At 43.3% G+C, this 18,971-nt stretch carries 13 protein-coding genes; 3 read left to right on the top strand and 10 right to left on the bottom strand.

All coding sequences use genetic code 11. From position 1 onward, the window contains the following. Positions 1 to 27: 27 nt before the first annotated feature. Both RMX69_RS00825 and RMX69_RS00820 read right to left on the bottom strand, forming a co-directional pair. A complete protein-coding gene (locus RMX69_RS00825) occupies positions 28 to 1,518 on the bottom strand; it encodes a glutamine synthetase family protein (RefSeq protein ID WP_322636154.1) in 1,491 nt (496 codons plus the stop codon). Between the two features lie 34 nt (positions 1,519 to 1,552). After that, the gene (locus RMX69_RS00820) at positions 1,553 to 2,758 is read right to left on the bottom strand and encodes a glutathione S-transferase family protein (RefSeq protein ID WP_322636153.1); all 1,206 of its coding nucleotides are present in this window, start codon (positions 2,756 to 2,758) and stop codon (positions 1,553 to 1,555) included. A gap of 131 nt (positions 2,759 to 2,889) precedes the next feature. On the opposite strand from RMX69_RS00820, the gene RMX69_RS00815 reads away from it, so the two are divergent. Then, complete coding sequence (locus RMX69_RS00815; protein WP_322636152.1) at positions 2,890 to 3,189, top strand: hypothetical protein; 300 nt, start codon at positions 2,890 to 2,892, stop codon at positions 3,187 to 3,189. A gap of 72 nt (positions 3,190 to 3,261) precedes the next feature. Here the strand turns inward: RMX69_RS00815 and RMX69_RS00810 are convergent, their stop codons facing one another. The 8 genes from RMX69_RS00810 to RMX69_RS00775 all read right to left on the bottom strand — a co-directional run bounded on the left by RMX69_RS00810 (position 3,262) and on the right by RMX69_RS00775 (position 14,537). Next, positions 3,262 to 3,666, bottom strand: coding sequence for a DUF4112 domain-containing protein (locus RMX69_RS00810; RefSeq protein ID WP_289799845.1), 405 nt, complete (start codon positions 3,664 to 3,666; stop codon positions 3,262 to 3,264). Between the two features lie 574 nt (positions 3,667 to 4,240). Next, the gene (locus RMX69_RS00805) at positions 4,241 to 5,623 is read right to left on the bottom strand and encodes an HlyD family secretion protein (protein WP_322636151.1); all 1,383 of its coding nucleotides are present in this window, start codon (positions 5,621 to 5,623) and stop codon (positions 4,241 to 4,243) included. A gap of 137 nt (positions 5,624 to 5,760) precedes the next feature. Then, entirely contained in the window at positions 5,761 to 7,977 is a 2,217-nt protein-coding gene (locus RMX69_RS00800; RefSeq protein ID WP_322636150.1) for a peptidase domain-containing ABC transporter, read from the bottom strand. A gap of 366 nt (positions 7,978 to 8,343) precedes the next feature. Continuing rightward, positions 8,344 to 8,694 (bottom strand): peptidase inhibitor family I36 protein, encoded by a 351-nt coding sequence (locus RMX69_RS00795; protein ID WP_322636148.1) that lies wholly within the window; start codon positions 8,692 to 8,694, stop codon positions 8,344 to 8,346. A 418-nt stretch (positions 8,695 to 9,112) separates the two neighbouring features. After that, positions 9,113 to 9,466: a hypothetical protein gene (locus tag RMX69_RS00790; protein WP_322636147.1), complete on the bottom strand. Its 354-nt coding sequence runs from the start codon at positions 9,464 to 9,466 to the stop codon at positions 9,113 to 9,115. A gap of 364 nt (positions 9,467 to 9,830) precedes the next feature. Continuing rightward, positions 9,831 to 9,995 (bottom strand): cysteine peptidase family C39 domain-containing protein, encoded by a 165-nt coding sequence (locus RMX69_RS00785; RefSeq protein ID WP_322636146.1) that lies wholly within the window; start codon positions 9,993 to 9,995, stop codon positions 9,831 to 9,833. Positions 9,996 to 10,573: 578 nt separating this feature from the next. Beyond that, the gene (locus tag RMX69_RS00780; RefSeq protein WP_289799849.1) at positions 10,574 to 11,047 is read right to left on the bottom strand and encodes a hypothetical protein; all 474 of its coding nucleotides are present in this window, start codon (positions 11,045 to 11,047) and stop codon (positions 10,574 to 10,576) included. A gap of 298 nt (positions 11,048 to 11,345) precedes the next feature. Next, a complete protein-coding gene (locus RMX69_RS00775) occupies positions 11,346 to 14,537 on the bottom strand; it encodes a hypothetical protein (RefSeq protein ID WP_322636145.1) in 3,192 nt (1,063 codons plus the stop codon). 384 nt (positions 14,538 to 14,921) lie between these two features. On the opposite strand from RMX69_RS00775, the gene RMX69_RS00770 reads away from it, so the two are divergent. Further along, the gene (locus RMX69_RS00770) at positions 14,922 to 17,351 is read left to right on the top strand and encodes a GH116 family glycosyl hydrolase (protein ID WP_322636144.1); all 2,430 of its coding nucleotides are present in this window, start codon (positions 14,922 to 14,924) and stop codon (positions 17,349 to 17,351) included. A gap of 529 nt (positions 17,352 to 17,880) precedes the next feature. Then, positions 17,881 to 18,057 carry a hypothetical protein gene (locus RMX69_RS29375; RefSeq protein WP_409878542.1) on the top strand — a complete coding sequence of 59 codons (177 nt, stop codon included), beginning with the start codon at positions 17,881 to 17,883 and terminating at the stop codon, positions 18,055 to 18,057. Positions 18,058 to 18,971 lie beyond the last annotated feature (914 nt).

Here is an 18,971-nt window from a genome sequence, read left to right as displayed (position 1 = left end):
CATTTACATTTATAGGAATTATTCACTTCAAAATAATTCAAAATATTCTCTTTGCTCCCAGTTAGTCACCTGCTTTAAATAGTCTTCTGGTAGCCGATCGCCGACGGACTGCAAAAAGCGATTGATTTCATTCTGTTTCATCTTTATGATGAAGTTGATGAACTGCTGCCCCATTTTTTGAGCAAAAAGTTCGCTTTGGCTCAAATATGAAATCGCCTCTGGCAAACTTTTGGGTAAGGCTGGACTTTCTGTAGCGTAAGGTTCATCTGTTGGGGAGCCAGGGTCAAGTTTACAATCTACACCATCTAACCCAGAAATCAATTGCGATGCCATATACAAATAAGGATTGGCTGCTGGTTCTCCAACTCGGTTTTCAATGTGGGTGGTGGGGTCATCATAACCGCCTTGTAATCTAATCATTGCTCCTCGATTTTCCAATCCCCATCCGGCGCGATCGGGAGCTAGAGAGTAAGGTCTAAATCTTTTGTAGCCGTTAATTGTCGGGGTTGTGAATACAGAAGCGGCATTGGCGTGTTTCAGAAGACCACCAACAAAATGTTTACCTAAATCTGACATTAGGGCTTTGGAGTTTGCAGACATGAAAGCGTTCTCGCCTGTGGTTCGGTCTACAAGGGATTGGTGCAAATGCCAGCCATTGGAAGAAGAACCTTGCAATCCTGGACGACACATAAATGATGCGATGTAACCTTGTTGACGGCAGATTTGCTTGGTCGCCATGCGGAATATGATCATTGTATCCGCAGCTTGTAATGCCGGAATCGGGTCAAAGGTAAATTCAAATTGACCCGCACCTCCTTCGTTTTCTACACTTCTTAAAGGCAATCCCATTTCAACTAAATTTTCTGCCAGAATACGCAGTAAGTCGTGAATTTCTGGATTGTGCGATTCTAAAAGGTATTGGAAGCTATGCTCTACAGCGCTAACTTTGGCAGGTTCACCAGGTTTTCCAGAAGTACCAACATTAGCGATCGCTAACATCGGATCTTCCAACTTTGCCAGATACCACTCAACTTCTAAGCCGACAATATGCTCCAATCCTCTTTGATGTAACTCTACCAATGATTGGCGCAAAATACCGCGACTGGAAAAGGGCATTATCTGACCATTTTGAAAGTACTCGTCACAGAGAATAAAACCAGTACGTTTTGCCCAAGGCAGAATTTTGAAGGTATCAGGGTCAGGAACAGCCACAAGATTTGGCGCACCTGTCATCAAAGGCATATCTAAACTACCGCCAGGCACAAACGGGTTAAATACTATTGCACCACCAGTATCAAACAGAAATGTCCCTGTGCTGATTTGCATACCGTTTTCTAAGGCGCTGAAAAACGCCTGGGGTAAGAGCGATTTGCTGCGAACAATGCCATGCTGGTCTGACCAAGCGGTACGAATCAACAATAAATCCCGTTCTTTGACAACAGCCTTGATCTTTTCAGATGCTTCTTTTTGGATTGCTGTCCACAGGTGATGACGCTCAATAAATCCAGGTTTTTTCATTTGGATTTTCGGTTAGGCATAAATATCTGAAATCCTACTTGATGGCAAAGTTAGACGGGTCTTGATCTCGTCGATGCTGAGTGGGAATAGGGGCTGGCTGCCCATCACCCGCAAGGGATGCGGTTTTTTCCAGGGATTCCCTCAATCGCTTGGCTGCGTAGATAGACATGTCTCGTGGTACATTAATGCGATCGCGCAAATATCGGAGAGCGACATCAGATCCCGATGGGGGTACACAGTCTTCCCCTGTCATCATGTGTGTTAAAGCACAACGTAGCGCTCGATCAAACAATTTATCATCTAAGGGGTTGACTCGAATAATATTTATCCGGTGATCGATAGTTCGTTTAAGAGCTTCCATACGGGAGTTTTCCGGCTCTGGATAAGTAACATCTGGTAGTCCAAACCAGGGGCCGTTATCCACCAGCGCTTTATTGAGAAGCATCTGGGTTTCGCCGTTTTCCCAACAGCCCCCCATCTGGGGCGGCAAATCATGTGCGTGGGTGTGAAAGTCGCTCTGAGTACCGCAGTAGGTTGGTCGGCTTTCCATTGCCGCAAACCATGCACTCAAACGAGGGTTTTCTTCCCGCAGTGAGTAGCCCTTGTAGTAGTAAAGGCTCGCATTCATCCGTTCGAGATATGGCGTAAAAATGACATCAACGATGCCAAAGCTATCTAGAAAATAAGGGCTTGGGGTGCTACCCAGAGCTTCCTCTACCCTAGCCACCACTGCGATAAATTGTTCTCGATTGCGTTGTTCTTGTTGAGAGGAACCGGCTTTAGAACACAGCCAAACGCACCAAGCTCTAAATAAAAGTCGTTCTAATTGACGTAAAGGAAGCACCGTGAGGTCTTCCATCCCTTGGTTCAATGGAGCAAATACCTTTTCCAAAGCGATCAAAATGTCATCGCTTTCCTTAATAATCCGTCCATCTAGCTCGATCGCGGGGAGCATTCCTGATGGAACCTTACGTTTGTACCAACTTTCTTTCTCCCCATAGCAGAACATTGTCACTTTTTCGATGCGGTAGGGGATCTGTTTTTCCTCTAGCCATAACCAAACTTTTTGACAGTAAGGACACCAGGCGTGGTTATCGCGGTACAGCGTTACCCGCACATCAGATTCCGGCTGACCAAACAAGCGCAACCTAGCTCTAGCGTTGGTGGGACCATTAACGGTATCTATTTGATAGTCCGTGAGGGTTTCTAGTTCTTCCCAGCTTAAGGGTGCGGTAGTCATAGGGGGAGTTGCGTAGGCAATACTTAGGACAATTCTATACTCTACAATATTTTCAATTACACCAAGGCTGAATTTAACCGATGGGTTCGCCCATCAATTCTTGCCACTTCTATATTTAAGAAAAAGTTGAAGTGACGATACCACGTTCAAAGGTTCTGGCAATTTGGCATAACTTATCTCTGAATTGCCGTTTAAATGAGATATCAACAGAACAGACAAATCGCCAGTTGTTGACCCAACGCTGTAGACGAACTCAGCAGCCCCCACAGCGCTCGGTCATCGCTTCACTACAACTGGCTAGTAGTTCGCCAAGTGAACTTGGCGGGGTAAAGGGTAAGGGGGAAGGGGGAAAGGGTTTAAATCCCTTAACCTTTCCCCTTTTCCCTTTACCCAGTCCTCACAAGCGCATTTTTGGGTTGGCAGACTACTAGTAATGTACTAGAAAATACATAGTAAATGTGCAATGGCAATGCCTGCGGCCGTAAACTACGCTCTTTTTCTACTTAAATTTGGCTGAATTTTTGAGAGTAAAGTTCATCAGACACTTTTTTTAGTTCTGGTTCAACTACTGTCAAATGTTGCTCCAAAATTGCCAAATTCCGAATGTTGGACTTATAGAAAGCATCAAACAAATCACCCACTAAAGGCACAGTACCAACGACTGTTTCCAAACCTACATTAAAAATCATTTTGGCTAAGTCTTGACGCGGGATGCCAAACTGAGTCGCTAAAAATATAATGTAAGCTGAAAACGCTGTACTGATTAAATCACCAGCACCTGGAACTAGACCAATGATTGGGTCTATGCCAATGCGAAAACCTGTCAAAGGGATACGTATTGATGTATCCATCAGACGGCTAAGTTTGCGAATGCGATTTAGAGTAGCAAGGCGTTTGGCAGCGTCCATAATTGACCATATTTACACTACTTTTAAATTGCACCATTTTTAGTTCTTTGTCTTGTACCGTTAGAAATAACAAGTATGAATAAAAATCCTGAATACTGCCTAAAAAAGCAGATAGATGGATGATATATAGCGTTTCCTAATCACATGAGATACATCTTAGCCTCCTCCTCGCTTGCGGGGCTACGGTGTACACACAAGTCTATATCTTTCTTTATTAATGAATCTCGCACTGTGTTTTGATCCCGCCTCGGAATGAATTCCGAGTCTCATAGCCCAAGTCCACTGAAAGTGGACTGAATTAATTATTTAGTCCACTTTCAGTGGAGTTTCGCTATCAGCCCAGAACTTCAGTTCTGGGCGGGATATGGGTGGGCGTGACAGTTTCATTGTAGAGGATTTTTCGACTTGTGTGTACACCGTAGCGCTTGCGGGGAGGGGGGTGGGGTTCTTGTACCTCACTCAACCGAGAACCGCTATAGTTCATTGCGATGCCTGCGGTGGTCACTGAGCTTGGCGAAGTGCGGTAAACTACGCTCTATTATTTCTTATGACCAATTTACGATCACAGTTCGTATCAAACATCTACAATTAGCCTTGCTTTTCTCAAAAAGAATTGGAGTACAGTCTCTTCTTTAGAAATAATATCGGCTCTGCCTTCCATTCCCATTTGAATGGAACATTGTTTGGTTTTTCGACCTAAAGACAGACCTTCAGGTTCAATTGTTACCTCATAGAAGCCAGCAGTACCTTTGGGAGCAGTTGCGATTGTAGGAGCGCCTGTAGCAGCACCATTATTCGCTGGTGGGAAAAATACATCTGGAGAAATTGATTTAACTTTGCCTTTGAGAGTACCGTAATCTGGATAAGGACAAGCCGAAACTCGCATTTGTACGTTTTGTCCTGGTTTGAGCTTGTTTTTATCTTCAGTTCCTACCACTGCTTTAATTACCAAGGGGGCAGAAGTAGGAACAATTTGGGCGATTTCTTCTCCAGGGCGCAATGTTTGGCCAGGGTTACGTAGGTTTAGCTTGGAAATCACACCGTCTGCTGTGGCAGAAACGATTGTCTCCTTAAGTTCAACATTTACTTGTTTAAGTTCGCGGCCATCATGCTCGAACTTTGTCTGCATTTCAATCCGTTGTTGAATCAGGGCGTTACGTTCTTTGTTTAATGTGGCGATATTAGCTTGTCCCGTAGCTTTTTCTTGAGCAATGCGTTCTTGTGCGATCGCAATTTGTGCTTGAGTGGGATTGAGGGCAGCTTGTAAGCTTTGCAACTTGGCTTTAGTAGCTGAGAGTGCTTGTTCTTGCTGGCGAACAGCTAATTGTGCTTCCTCAAATTGATCTTGTGACAAAGCCCCAACTTTGGCTACATTCTCATATCGGTTTCGTTTGGACTCGGCTGCTCCTAAAGAAGCAGTTGCTGCTTTGACATTCGCTGCGGCTTCTTGGACATCACTAACAGTGGTAATTTGCTTATCTTGATAGTCCCGCTTACGACTGCTCAATTCAGCTTCAGCTGCCGCAACCGCACGCTTACTGCTGTCAGTTTGGGCTACAATTTGGTTATTCAGAGCATCAATTTGAGCATTAATTTGAACCAGTTGTAATTTTATTTGCCCAATGCTACTTTCTAGTTGGCTCTTTTTGGTTTGTAGGCGGGAGTCGTCAATAGTAGCGATCGCATCTCCTGTTTTAACTACCTGATTCTCTTTCACAAAAATCCGCACAACTGGGCCTTCTGTAGCAGCCTGAACCAGCCGCAATTCACCAGCCGGACGCAGATTTGCCTGTGCTTGAACGGTGACTTTGTATTTAGCAACAGAGGCGACGGCAATTGCTATTGTTACAGTAACCAATGCAACTATACCGCCAACAGTAATCCAATTACCAAGTGGTGGAAGAAAATCGTTTTCTTCAGCTTGAGGAACGAAGACAGGATTAGATTGACTAACCATAATAATAAGGATGAAGAAGGAATGGTTGAGAATAAGGCAAAGGATCGGGGTGCAGGGAAGAGTTCTTCCCCTTGTCCCCCTGCCCCCCTGCCTCTTCGTTGAGGAGTAATCCAAAATCTCAAAGAAAGAAGATGGCATTAACTAATGGCGGCGTATTTGCCATTAGTAGGACTAGAAGATTTCACCAGTAAACTCGAAGTTGATGACCGAACATCTTCTAGGAAGCCCAAGTGTTCGCCAGCAATTTGGCGCAATTCTTCTGGAGAACCTTGAATTTGCAAACGACCTTTCTCTAGTAATACAATCCAATCGGCTCGCTCAATGACTCTGGGGCGGTGACTAATTAAAATTGTGGTTTTGCCTTGGCGATAGGTAAGTAGTTGATCTAGTACTTCAGCTTCACTCACCGGATCGAGAGCGCCGGTGGATTCATCCAAAATCAGTATAGGTGGGTTAGTAATTATTGCTCTAGCGATCGCTAATCTCTGGCGTTGCCCACCAGAAAGATTAGCTCCAAATTCTCCTAAAACGGTATGATATTTATCAGGTAATTCGCTAATAAATTCATCAGCTCCTGCTATTTGGCAAGCTGTGACAATTTCTTCAAAAGTCACTTCAGGATAGCTGAAGTGGAAGTTATCAAAGATTGAGCGACTCCAGAAGTGTGGGTCTTGTGGTACTAAGACTACCTGCTGTCGCAAACATTCTAAAGATAAGTCTTGTCTGTTATAGAGACCATAACGGATATTACCTGACTGGAGAGAATATAAACCAGCCATCAGTTTAGCTAGAGTACTTTTACCACAACCAGATTTACCAATTAAAGCAATAACTTTACCACCAGGGATAGTCAACGAAAAATCTTGCAACAGATCAACTCTACCAGCATGGTGAAAGTTAACTTTAGTGCAGATAATATTTGCATCAGTGGATATTTCTGCCCAAGGCCTTTTCTGTTCATTCGAGTCTTCTGGGGTAGCGTCAATCACTTCTGCCATTCGTTGGATGACAATTTGAGCAGTAATAAACTCATCAGCTAACCCGATTACTGAAGTCAGGAAACCGAGAAAGTTCCCACTCATGCCATTAAAAGCTAGCAGTTGACCGATGGATAATGTTTGATTGATTACTAAATAGCTGCCTAACCAGAGTAAACCTATATTAGTTATAGTTGAAAGAACATTAGTGAATGTACTGCTGTATAGTTCCAGTTTCATCGTACTCCAGCCCAAGTTAGCGAGGCGACCATAGTTGGTTTGATACTCTTGCCAAGCTTGCGGAGTTGCTTGTGTTGTTTTGAGTACTTGAACACCACGAAAAGTTTCCACTAAAAAGCCTTGGTTTTCAGTGCCTAAAACAATAACCTTACGGGTTTTCTGGCGTAAGGCGGGTAGGAAAAGTAGGTTAACTAAAGTGACAATGATAAATGCCAATACGGAAGCCAGAGTCAGTTGCCAACTCAAAAAGAGCATAAAACCCAAGGAAACTACAGCAATAAAAAATTCGCTAGGTAAACCAAGGACAATCTGCGAAACTAACTCATTGATCGCATCAATATCGGCAATTCGGCTGACAACTTCCCCGCTCCGATGTCCTTCAAAGTAAGATAAGGGCAAGTGTAAAAGTTTTCGACCGTAGTCCAGTAGCAGTCCTAACTGTAAGCGCTGCCCGAAGTGACCGATGAGGTGAGACTGTACCAAACCAATTGCACTTTTAAACAAGTTTATGGCAATTACTCCAATTGCCACGGTAGTTAATAGTTGAGTATCTCCTCGCACTAGCACATCATCGGTGAGGAGTTGCATCATCAAGGGATAGGCAAGAGACAAAAGTCCAATTACAATATTGATGGCGATCGCCTGACTCAAAAGGAAGCGATAGGGCCAAACACGCACCAGATAGCGTCCAAAGCCAGTCATTTTGTCATCCGGCTGCTCAGAAAAACGCGTGTCATCTGGCACTAACAGCAGCATAATCCCATTGCTCCAACCCTCAGCTAATTCTTTACGGCTGAGGTAACGGATACCAAAACCTGGATCAGAAATTACATATTTTTTTCCCTTTTGTCCGTATAAAACTACCCAGTGGTTGCCTTTCCAATGTATGATTGCAGGCATTGGAGCTTTATCTAAACTGTCGATCAGTTGAGCAGAAGCTTTGACTTTGCGAACATTAAATCCTAAAGCTTCTGCACCCCGATTCAAACCAAGCAGGGTAGTACCTTGCGACCCCGTGCCTACCGCTTCTCGTACTCGACTGAGAGTTAAAGTGCGTCCGTAATGTTTGGCAACAGTTGCTAGACTTGCAGCACCGCAATCTTCTTCACTGTTTTGGAGAACAACCTGGTATTTCATAAAAACTTCGGGAATTACGTTTGAGAATCTTGCTGAGATTATTGTTTTCCGAGTTTACAAAGAGGGTCTTACAGACGAGATGGAAGATAGGTAAATTTGATTAGACGCACATCGTCAAGTTAGGAAATTAGCTTTCCAATTTTGGAAAGTCAATAGAAAAAGATAACTAAAACTTCTTAGAGGACTTTTAAAAGTGATCGGTGATGTATCAAAAACCGAAATGAAAAAGTAGGAGCGAAAACGACCTCGCCCCTACAAACTATAAGAAAAGTATGTTACGTCAGCTAAAAACGAAGGAGAGAGCATTCTTTTCTCTTTTAGGTTTTTCAAGATTCTAGTCTGCTGTATGAAGTAGAAGCGAGTTGATTATGCAGGTCTTGCAGACTGGATGTTGTCGTTAAAGATACCGGAGAAGTTACCTTTTGTGCCTGCTACTAAAAGCTTGCTTTGACCATTGTAACTATTACCAGTGTAGACAATCCAATTTTTTAAACCCGTTACCCAGTACGAAGATGCTTTATTGTTGAAGCCACTTACACCGGGAGGTATGCCTAAATTTTTATCTGCACCTGTGAGAACTTTCCCCTGTCCTTGAAAATTAAACCCGTTGTAAAGTCTTAGGGCACCACCACTAACAGTAGCAGCGGCTTCGTGGTCAAGGTCTTGCACCAATTCAATGCTGTAAAGGTCTTGGGTTTGGTTGTTGATGTGAGACATTATTTCATCTCCTTAGCTAATTGAGGTAGGTTATTGGTGAAAGTTTAAGTTTATTAACCGTTGTCAATAAGTAATGGTGACTAATATTTAGTTTTAGTCAAAACTGAGGTCAGAAACACGAGCTTTCAGCCTGCCTGCGATCACGTCATATTTCAAAGCAGTGTTCATCCTTGCCCTGAAATGTTAGTATAAATCTTAAGAAAAAGATAACTAAAACTTCTTAAAGGATGTTTTAAAAGCGATCGGTGATGTATCAAAAACCGAAATGAAAAAGTAGGAGCGAAAACGACCTCGCCCCTACGAACTACAAGAAAAGAATGTTACTCAGGTAAAAGCGAAGGAAAGAGCATTCTTTTCTATTTTAGGTTTTTCAGGATTCTAGTCTGCTGTATGAAATAGAACCGATCTGACTATACATTTATACTATGCGACGTACAGACGAAATCCTGTTGTTAAATAAAGCAGGTAAGGGCTTTCTTCCATTTGGTGTTAGAAGAATTGACGAATTTGTGAAACCCGTACCAAGGTAGCCAATCCAAATTTGTCCAGGCGTTACCTGATACGAAGATGCTCTATTGTCGAAGTCGTCTATATTGGGATCTGCGCCCAAATTGCGATCTGAGGATCTGGTACCTCTCAACGGTCCTGGTCCTACAACGGTGTCGTAAAGCGTTAGGGTACCACCACTAACAGTAGCAGCGGCTTCGTGGTCAAGGTCTTGCACCAAATCGATGCTGTAAAGGTCTTGGGTTTGGTTGCTGATGTGAGACATTATTTAATCTCCTTAGCTAATTGAGGTAGGTTATTGGTGAAAGTTTAAGTTTATTAACCGTTGTCAATAAGTAATGGTGACTAATATTTAGTTTTAGTCAAAACTGAGGTCAGAAACACGAGCTTTCAGCCTGCCTGCGATCACGTCATATTTCAAAGCAGTGTTCATCCTTGCCCTGAAATGTTAGTATAAATCTTAATTAGATACTCGATTACATAAATGCTTTGGAGTGTAATTACTCTTGACAAAAGTAATTATTTCTTAAACTGTCACGAATGCAGTTAGGTTGTAAGTCGAATCTGTGCGGTGTTGGCGTTTTAAGTATTTGTCTTTACTTAACTCTTTATACAATATATAAATTTAATTAGACGCACATCGTCAAGTTAGGAAATTGATTTTCCAATTTTGTAAAGTCAATTTTCGCAGATAAATAAAACTGCTTAGTGCGTCCGTAATGTTTGGCAACAGTTGCAAGGCAAGTAGCACTGCAATCTTCTTCACTATTTTGAAGAATAACCTGGTATTTCATAAAAAATTCGGAAATTACTTGGTTAAGCCGTTTGCGACTTGATTTTCATGCCGTTGGCGTACTCTTAGCCCTCTTCTGTCACTCTCCGGGAGGGCGATCGCTAGAAGCCTCATGAGGCAATCAATACAAGCTATACTATTAGAAAAAAATAGGACTTGTATTTGTTATTAGAAAATAATCGCGCAATCGCTCGCTATACAAAAGCTCTAGATTATAGAAAAGGTAAATGTTTTCGGAGAGTGACAGAAGAGGGCTAATAATTATGGAAGCGATGTCTTTGATGGGCTACGTCTACGCCTTTGATTCACCATCATTGACTTTTGAATCTCGGCTGTTGCAGTTCAAAACACGAAGTTCCGAGTTAAAAAAGAGAGCGATCGCCTTCTACTCTCCATCATTCACCTTTGGATCTCGGACGTTGCTGTTCAGAGCTTCAATTTTCGTGTTCCGATCTCGAACTTCCATGTTCTGAGGTTGAAACTTCGAGTTCTGAACTCGGAACGCCGAGCAATTTACTCCAACATCCGAGTTCTGAACCTCAACATTGCACCTCAGAAGTGCAATTGCCGAGCTATTTTCTACAACGCTGCTGCTTGAGGCTTGGATTTCCGAGATTTACGGGCGAACCTTTGCCCCATTTCCTCAACTACCCCATCTAAACCAGCGCCTTGTCCACTAGCTTTGGCATAGTTATACACCTGCAACGCGGCTGCATAAGCTTCACTGCCCACTGCTATAGATGTATCATCCAGCAACTCTTGTAATTGTGACAAAGATAGCAATACTGGATACAAAGCTTCAAATAATTGAACGTCTTTCCGCATCTCATTAAGGTCAAACGATCGCGGTAAAAACTCTGGGTTCTGTGTCGCCACCTCTAATGCTTTGCTTACAAAGGCGCGGCTTTTATCTCCCATCTTGGGTAAAGCTTTCCGCTCCTCGTTACTTAAATCAATCAAAAATGGTAGCTTTTCTTTAATGGTGGCAATGGCTTGCAACACAGCATCTCTATCTGATTGCGCTAATGTTGCACTAATTGGGGCTGTGGACATAGAAATTAGTCTCCAGTATGTTGCTTAATTTTAGAGTGCCCACATATACAAACTAAATTTCAAGAACACCAATAAAAATTCCACAGACAAAAGGTGAGCGTTGTCAAAGTGCGGGTTACGCCTAAGCCTTTCGCTCACCATAATTTATACCAATTTGAAAAAAGAATGCGACAAATAGACCACTTGTAGAGACGCGATTCATCGCGTCTTTACCCAAGGATGTGTTGCTACTGCCTTGATAGCCATTTGCAATTGAATCGAGTACAGACCTTCTTAGAAGCACAGCAATACTGTCTTTTTACCCGCTTACTTTACTCCAAACATATTTTTGGCAGGTTTCACAGGCGGCTTTTGCTTCCTCTGTTTGCGGATTGGTGAAGACGGGATGGTAACGTAACCTGTCACAACAGACTTGCAACCATGCACGCCAGTCACCGCGCCACAACCGTACAGTGCCATCTTCACCGCCGCTAACAATCGTCTGCCCATCGGCGCTAATGGCGACAGAATAAATCCAACCTTCATGACCACGTAAAGGTTCCGCTAAAGCAAGACCTTGTAGGTTCCACAACCGCACAGTGCCGTCATCACCGCCACTAACAATCGTCTGCCCATCGGTGCTAATGGCGACAGAATAGACCCAACCTTTATGACCACGCAAGGGTTCAGCTAAAGCAAGACCTTGCAGATTCCACAACCGCACAGTGCCATCAGTACCACCACTAACAATCGTCTGCTCATCAGCGCTAATGGCAACAGAATTGACAAAACCCTGATGACCGCGCAAAGGTTCAGCTAAGGCAAGACCTTGACGATTCCACAACCGCACAGTGCCGTCATCACCGCCACTAACAATTGTCTGCCCATCGGCGCTAATGGCGACAGAATTGACATAACCCTGATGACCACGCATAGGTTCAGCTAAGGCAAGACCTTGACGATTCCACAACCGCACCGTACCATCACTACCACCACTGACAATCGTCTGCCCATCGGTACTGATACCAACAGAATAAACCCAGCCCTCATGACCACACAAAGGTTCAGTTAAGGCAAGACCTTGGTGATTCCACAACTGCACCGTACCGTCAGTACCGCCACTGACAATATTCTGTCCATTGGCACTGATAGCGACAGAATAAACCCAACCCTTATGACCACGCAAAGGTTTCGCAAAGGGAAGACCTTGGTGGTTCCAAAACCACACTGTGCCGTCAGTACTACCACTAACAATTGTCTGACCATCGGTGCTGATAGCAACAGACCTAACATTGCCTTCATGACCACGCAAAGGTTCAGTTAAGGCAAGACCTTGGCGATTCCACAACCGTATAGTGCCGCCATCGCTGCCACTGACAATCGTCTGCCCATCGGTACTGATGGCGACAGAAGAGACATTACCTTGATGACCACGCAAAGGTTCAGCTAAGGAAAGACCTTGGCGATTCCACAGCCGCACCGTACCATCAGCACCGCCACTGACAATGTTTTGTCCATTGGCGCTGATAGCTACAGACCTCACATTACTCTCATGACCATACAAAGGTTCAGCCAAGAGAAGACCTTGGGAATTCCACAACCGCACCATCCCATCAGCACCACCACTGACAATCGTCTGCCCATCGGCACTGATGGCGACAGAAAAGACATCATTTTTATCCCCACGCAATGGTTTAGCTAAGGGAAGACCTTGGCGGTTCCACAACCGCACAGTGCCGTCAGCACCACCACTGACAATCGTCTGCCCATCAGCACTGATGGCGACAGAAGAGACATCATTTTTATGCCCATGCAATGGTTTAACTAAGGGAAGACCTTGGCGGTTCCACAACCGCACAGTGCCGTCAGCACCGCCACTGACAATCGTCTGCCCATCAGCACTAATGGCGACAGAATTAACATAACCCTGATGACCGCGCAAAGGTTCAGCTAAGGAAAGACCTTGGTGGTTCCACAACCGCACCGTGCCGTCAGCACCGCCACTGACAATCGTCTGCCCATCAGCACTAATGGCGACAGAATTAACATAACCCTGATGACCGCGCAAAGGTTCAGCTAAGGAAAGACCTTGGTAATTCCACAGCCGCACCGTACCATCACCACCACCACTGACAATCATCTGTCCATCGGCACTGATGGCGACAGAAGAGACATTACCCTCATGACCACAAAAGGGAATCGAGACTCTTGCTTTATTAACCACCCGATTCAAACTGTTCTGAACTGATGCAAGAATCTGCTGGGGTAGTTTCTCTTGATTCTCCCCCATAGCTTGAATTGCCAAAACTAGACTATCTAGGGGTTGTAAGGGCAATAAATCGTCTACTCTAGCCGCTTTTTCTCGCAACTGGGATTCAGTAAGCGCCCTTTCCATCTCGGCAATCCGGTCTTTGTCATCGGCATCGCTACGCTGGTAAAAATCCTCATCTTGTTGGGGTGATTGCAAATCAGGCTGCAATTGTTGCCAGCTATCCCTCACTTGGGCCAGCAATCCCTTTTGCATTAAATATTTGTCATCCGACCTTTCGCTCAACCATTCCCGTCGCGTATTTTCTAATGTCTCGTTCAACGGTCGCAAGTCTCGGTCTTGTTGTCGCCACTGGGCAAACTGCTGCCAACTTTCAATTAAAGCTTCATGGGCTAAATCAATCCAGACTTCTCCTTTTTCATCTTTCTCAGAAATTAATAAGCGTCCCTTAACCAATCCCGCTTCACCATCTAGCAACTCACTAAGTTGTTGCTGTTGATTGGCATCATTACCTGCAATATTTAATAATGTGGCTTTTGGTTGGCGCTGTTGGGTATCCTTTTCTCCCTCTCCTGTTCCCATTAACCGCAGAAAAATCTGCTTAATCCATTCCTTTTCTTGCTGACTGCGTTCTTGAGTTGGATATTCTTGCTCATAATCTTGGTAGTGATAAACATTTTCTGCATGGAGATTTAACACCGCAGTTAATCCTCCCAAATTTTCATACTCTTCTTGGGTAAGTTGATGTTTCTTTTGCTCGCGTTTCTCCCACAGTTTAGTTAAGGCAAACTCTAACAATGGTAAATTCTCTGGTTCTTGTTGAAGATTTTGGAGAATTTGTAATGCTCCTGCTTCTTCAACACTATGAACCTGAAGCTGGGCAGGTTTGGCGATTATGTCCTTGAAATCAACTCCAGTTAAAGGCGGTATAACAACTACTGGGGTTTGAATCAGGTGAGCCAGAGAAGGATTATCTAAACAGGATTCCAGAAAATTGCCTCGCATAGTAATTACAACTGCTAACCGCGAATCATGAATCTCTACTACCCCAGTCAGTAGTTCAATAAATCTCTGCCGTTCTTCCTTATCTATACAAACTGTAAATACTTCCCCAAACTCATCTACCAGCAGCAAAAATTTTTCTGTGCTAGCCACAGCCTCTGCATCATCAATAGGTTTAGTCAGGCTGCCGAAACTGTTGTCATCCTGAGCAATTTCAACCACAAGGGCGTATTGTGTCATCTTGTTTTGTTAAAACTATTGAGAAATTTAACTCTGTGCTTTAAAATACCCAAATTAACTAGTGATTTACCCACTAGAGTTAAAAACTCTAGATTTAAAATTCAATTAGCGGTTGGAGCAACACGCGGTAGAAGCACAATATGAAAGTCTTCGTGACTGGGATAAACTCTATACCTTGTAGTCCGGTAGTAATTACGGGAGCGATGTCTAAGGGCGGGCTACGAACAGTTGAAAATTTCAGCTTAAGTTGACACCAATGGCTAGAAGCCCATCCCACAAGAGTTTGCTAATGCACTATTTTAGTTGTGCCACGCCACTACCTTGAGAAAAATCTCACATCGCGCTAGTCTTCATTCACGTAACTGCACGCTGTAACATTAGGCGATGACAAATCAACTCTCTCCAGAAATTCCTTCTTGTACTTGGAGCCGTCCCATCGGCTTAGGCTGGGACAAACCTTATACCGTCCGCTACGCAAGTAATATCGATGATGGCCCTTGGCATGGTATGCCTTTAGGTGGCTTTGGTGCAGGTTGCATCGGTCGTTCTTCACGGGGAGACTTTAACCTGTGGCACATCGACGGCGGTGAGCATACCTTCAAAAACATTCCCGCTTGTCAGTTCAGTGTGTTTGAATCCAATAGCACATCTTTCCAAGCCTACGCTTTGTCTACGCAAGCGCCCGATGATGGCACTCTCAAAGCTTGGCAGTGGTATCCTACAACTCCCGGCACAAAGGGGACGGGCAATTATCACGCGCTATATCCACGTAGCTGGTTTGTATACGAAAATGTATTTCAAACACAGTTGACTTGTGAGCAATTTTCCCCAGTCTGGGCGGGTAATTACCAAGAAACTAGCTACCCTGTGGCAATATTCCTCTGGAATGCTCATAACCCCACAGATGCACCGATTACTCTCAGCATTATGCTCACTTGGCAAAATATGGTGGGCTGGTTTACAAACGCTCTCAAATCTCCCGAAGTGCGGGTACGCGATGATGGTAGTCCGGTTTATGAATACCAACCGCGCTGGGGCGAAAGTCAAGGAAACTACAACCAAATAGTTGAAAATACACAACAGTTTGGCTGTGTTTTAGGCCGGGTTGGTAGTAATGAACCTTTGCAAGAAGGTGACGGAACTTGGTGTATTGCGACGCTGAAACATCCCCAAGTGGAAGTATTTCATCATAGCCGCTGGAATCCTGAAGGGACGGGTGAGGAAATATGGCAAAGCTTTGCTAAAGATGGCTCTTTGCCCAATTATGTTGATACTACTCCAGCAACAGAGAATACACAATTAGGGGCTGCGATGGCTACGCCGGCCGCAGGCATCGCAATCCGTTTCACTCTCCAACCAGGCGAAACTCTCGAAATACCCTTTGTCCTCGCTTGGGATTTGCCGATTACAGAATTTGCCGCCGGAGTTAACTATTACCGCAGATATACAGACTTTTTTGGTAAAAGTGGAAACAACGCCTGGGCGATCGCATCCACTGCATTACAAGAATACCAAACCTGGCGATCGCAAATTCAAAGTTGGCAAAAACCCATTCTCGACCGGGAAGATTTACCCAACTGGTTTAAAATGGCTCTATTTAATGAGCTTTATGACCTCACCAGCGGCGGTACTCTCTGGAGTGCAGCATCAGAACTTAACCCCATCGGTCAGTTTGCGGTGCTGGAGTGCCTAGATTACCGTTGGTATGAAAGTCTAGATGTACGGTTGTATGGCTCTTTTGCCCTACTGATGCTGTTTCCAGAATTAGAAAAGTCGGTAATTCGGGCATTTGCACGGGCGATTCCTCAAGGTGATGATACTCCCCGAATCATTGGCTATTACATGACAATTAAGGCAGAAAGCCCGATTGCAGTTCGCAAAGTTGCAGGTGCAACACCCCACGATTTAGGCGCACCCAACGAACACGTTTGGGAGAAAACTAATTACACCAGCTATCAAGACTGTAATTTATGGAAAGATTTAGGTAGTGATTTCGTTTTGCAAGTATACCGTGATTTTTTACTCACGGGTGCTGACGATGTGGAATTCTTAGCAGATTGCTGGAATGCGATCGTTCAAACCCTCGACTACCTGAAAACTTTTGATCTCGATGGCGATGGGATTCCGGAAAATTCTGGCGCACCCGACCAAACTTTTGATGATTGGCGATTACAAGGTGTCAGCGCCTATTGTGGTGGATTGTGGTTAGCGGCACTAGAAGCTGCGATCGCAATTAGCGATATTTTATTAACTTACCAGACAGGTGACACAACAGAGTTGGCAGCGCAAAAATCCATTTATGAAACTTGGTTACAACAATCTCTTCCTATTTACCAAGAAAAACTTTGGAATGGGGAATATTACCGACTGGATAGTAAAAGTGGTTCCGATGTGGTAATGGCAGATCAATTGTGCGGACAATTTTATGCTCGTCTACTGGACTTACCAGATATTGTACCGAGCGATCGCGCCCTTTCTGCTCTGAAAACTGTTTATGACGCTTGCTTTTTGAAATTCTGTAATGGTGAATTTGGTGCTGCTAATGGTGTTCGTCGTGATGGTTCACCAGAAAATCCCAAAGCTACTCATCCCTTAGAAGTTTGGACGGGGATAAACTTTGGGCTGGCGGCTTTTCTCGTGCAGATGGGAATGAAGGATGAAGCGTTGAGGTTGACGCAAGCTGTGGTGCAGCAAATTTATGAAAATGGTCTGCAATTTCGCACGCCAGAAGCTATCACCGCAACTGGTACTTTTCGCGCTAGCACTTACCTGCGGCCAATGGCGATTTGGGGAATTTACTTAGTTATTAATTAATTGCCTATCAAAGCGGTTCTCGTTTTGACGCAATACACGTAGATGTCATGGGTGTCAACTTAACCTGAAATTTTCTGAATGTATAAGTTTTACCCCCACCTCCTTTCCCAAAATTAGCACAAGGAAGCAAATTCTCCAGTTCCCCTTCTCCCAATATGGGAGAAGGGGTTAGGGGATGAGGGCAAGCAACCCCCCTTACTCGTACCTAACTTCTACCTTAAGTTGACACCTATAACAGATGTGCTTCCCTGGCAAATTCAACCTGTCTTCATCTGAGAAACCAGACTTTAGGTTTGCGATTTTATTTTCCGAGTATTTCCGGAAGCGAAGGAAAATTTCAGTAATGGTAAGAGTTGAAGCATTGAGAATTTAAGACTACTGTTTCAAAAAATGCAAAGATTACTAGCTTTAGCTATAAATATTGCTAATAGTTCCCAGACTACGTTCACAATCAAAAGCTAGGTTATGACGTGCCTATTTCTTTACTCAACAGCAAAGTTCATCAGATTGTGGCGCTGCATGTTTGGCAGTGATTAGCCAACATTGGGGCATACGCTTAAACCCTTACAATTTGCGTAACTTCACGCCAGTCAGTTTTACAGGTGCATTTCACCAGCCTTTAGTAGAAACAGTCCAAACTTTAGAATGTGAAGCGCTATCAGTTTTTTTGCGTCTAGTAAGTTTGAATCACAATTATAACCCTTAGATGGCTTATTGTCAAACAATTCATTGTTGTAGTTGTCTGGAGAGATAAAGGCGATCGCATATTGATTTTTGGTCTTGCTTGTACCACCATTTAGCTCAATTGCCACTACATTTGTAATCTCAATTCTATAAAATAGAATTTTTTGCTGAATCAACTCAATAATATTTTGTGTTAATTAGCTTTATATCTATTCTTAAAGTCTCTAATATTGTACAGACTTAGCCTGCGACACTTTTGGAGTAAATTTATCCATTTGCGGATCTTTTTATTGACTCAACTAAGGCTCATTATAACTATTTATTTATATTACCCGTAACCAGTAATTTTCTTTTACAACTGGTTTATTTTATAATAACTATCTGCTCGTTATAAAATAATCGCAGTCAACTGATTGCGATTATATTTAGATAAGCTAAAACTGTAGTCTTTACAACCCAATAAAGACAAGTTTAATAAGTATCATTGTCTAATCTAACTCATTGAAAAATAAGTTTGATCCTATTACCATGAAAGGTTTTATTCTCTCTCGACTAATATTTCTACAAGTTGTTTTACATTCTATTTAATGGTATTGTTTTCTAGCTACTCGACAATAATAAAGGTTTTAAAATGATATCGGGTGAGGGGTAAGACCCCCTCAATAATTAGCAAAAGAGGACAAAACTAAAAGCTGCACAACACACAAGTAAGTATAGGAATATATTCAGTAAATTTGACCCATAAATATACTAGATTAGTAGATGACAGCAACGAGAAAAAATAGTATAAATACGAATGGTGTTGTTAACGCTCAAAGATAAATATATTTTCTCTCTTAGTCTAAAAAAATATGCAAACTTCCCGGAAATTGCCTAATCCAACAGTAGTAAGAAATATAAGCGTGTGAACCAAGAAAATTTATTTACTTATGGATT

The sequence above is a fragment of the Nostoc sp. EspVER01 genome (assembly GCF_034530635.1).
GTDB lineage: Bacteria > Cyanobacteriota > Cyanobacteriia > Cyanobacteriales > Nostocaceae > Nostoc.
Note: the sequence above shows the minus strand (reverse complement) of the source record. Positions and strands in the feature narration are given on the sequence as shown.

Excerpts from the sequence above, each read along its gene's own strand:
- RMX69_RS00795 (WP_322636148.1), bottom strand. The coding sequence starts at position 8,694 with ATGTCTCACATCAACAACCAAACCCAAGACCTTTACAGCATTGAATTG.
- RMX69_RS00775 (WP_322636145.1), bottom strand. The coding sequence starts at position 14,537 with ATGACACAATACGCCCTTGTGGTTGAAATTGCTCAGGATGACAACAGT.
- RMX69_RS00800 (WP_322636150.1), bottom strand. The coding sequence starts at position 7,977 with ATGAAATACCAGGTTGTTCTCCAAAACAGTGAAGAAGATTGCGGTGCT.
- RMX69_RS00770 (WP_322636144.1), top strand. The coding sequence starts at position 14,922 with ATGACAAATCAACTCTCTCCAGAAATTCCTTCTTGTACTTGGAGCCGT.
- RMX69_RS00780 (WP_289799849.1), bottom strand. The coding sequence starts at position 11,047 with ATGTCCACAGCCCCAATTAGTGCAACATTAGCGCAATCAGATAGAGAT.
- RMX69_RS00805 (WP_322636151.1), bottom strand. The coding sequence starts at position 5,623 with ATGGTTAGTCAATCTAATCCTGTCTTCGTTCCTCAAGCTGAAGAAAAC.
- RMX69_RS00785 (WP_322636146.1), bottom strand. The coding sequence starts at position 9,995 with ATGAAATACCAGGTTATTCTTCAAAATAGTGAAGAAGATTGCAGTGCT.
- RMX69_RS00810 (WP_289799845.1), bottom strand. The coding sequence starts at position 3,666 with ATGGACGCTGCCAAACGCCTTGCTACTCTAAATCGCATTCGCAAACTT.
- RMX69_RS00790 (WP_322636147.1), bottom strand. The coding sequence starts at position 9,466 with ATGTCTCACATCAGCAACCAAACCCAAGACCTTTACAGCATCGATTTG.
- RMX69_RS00820 (WP_322636153.1), bottom strand. The coding sequence starts at position 2,758 with ATGACTACCGCACCCTTAAGCTGGGAAGAACTAGAAACCCTCACGGAC.
- RMX69_RS00825 (WP_322636154.1), bottom strand. The coding sequence starts at position 1,518 with ATGAAAAAACCTGGATTTATTGAGCGTCATCACCTGTGGACAGCAATC.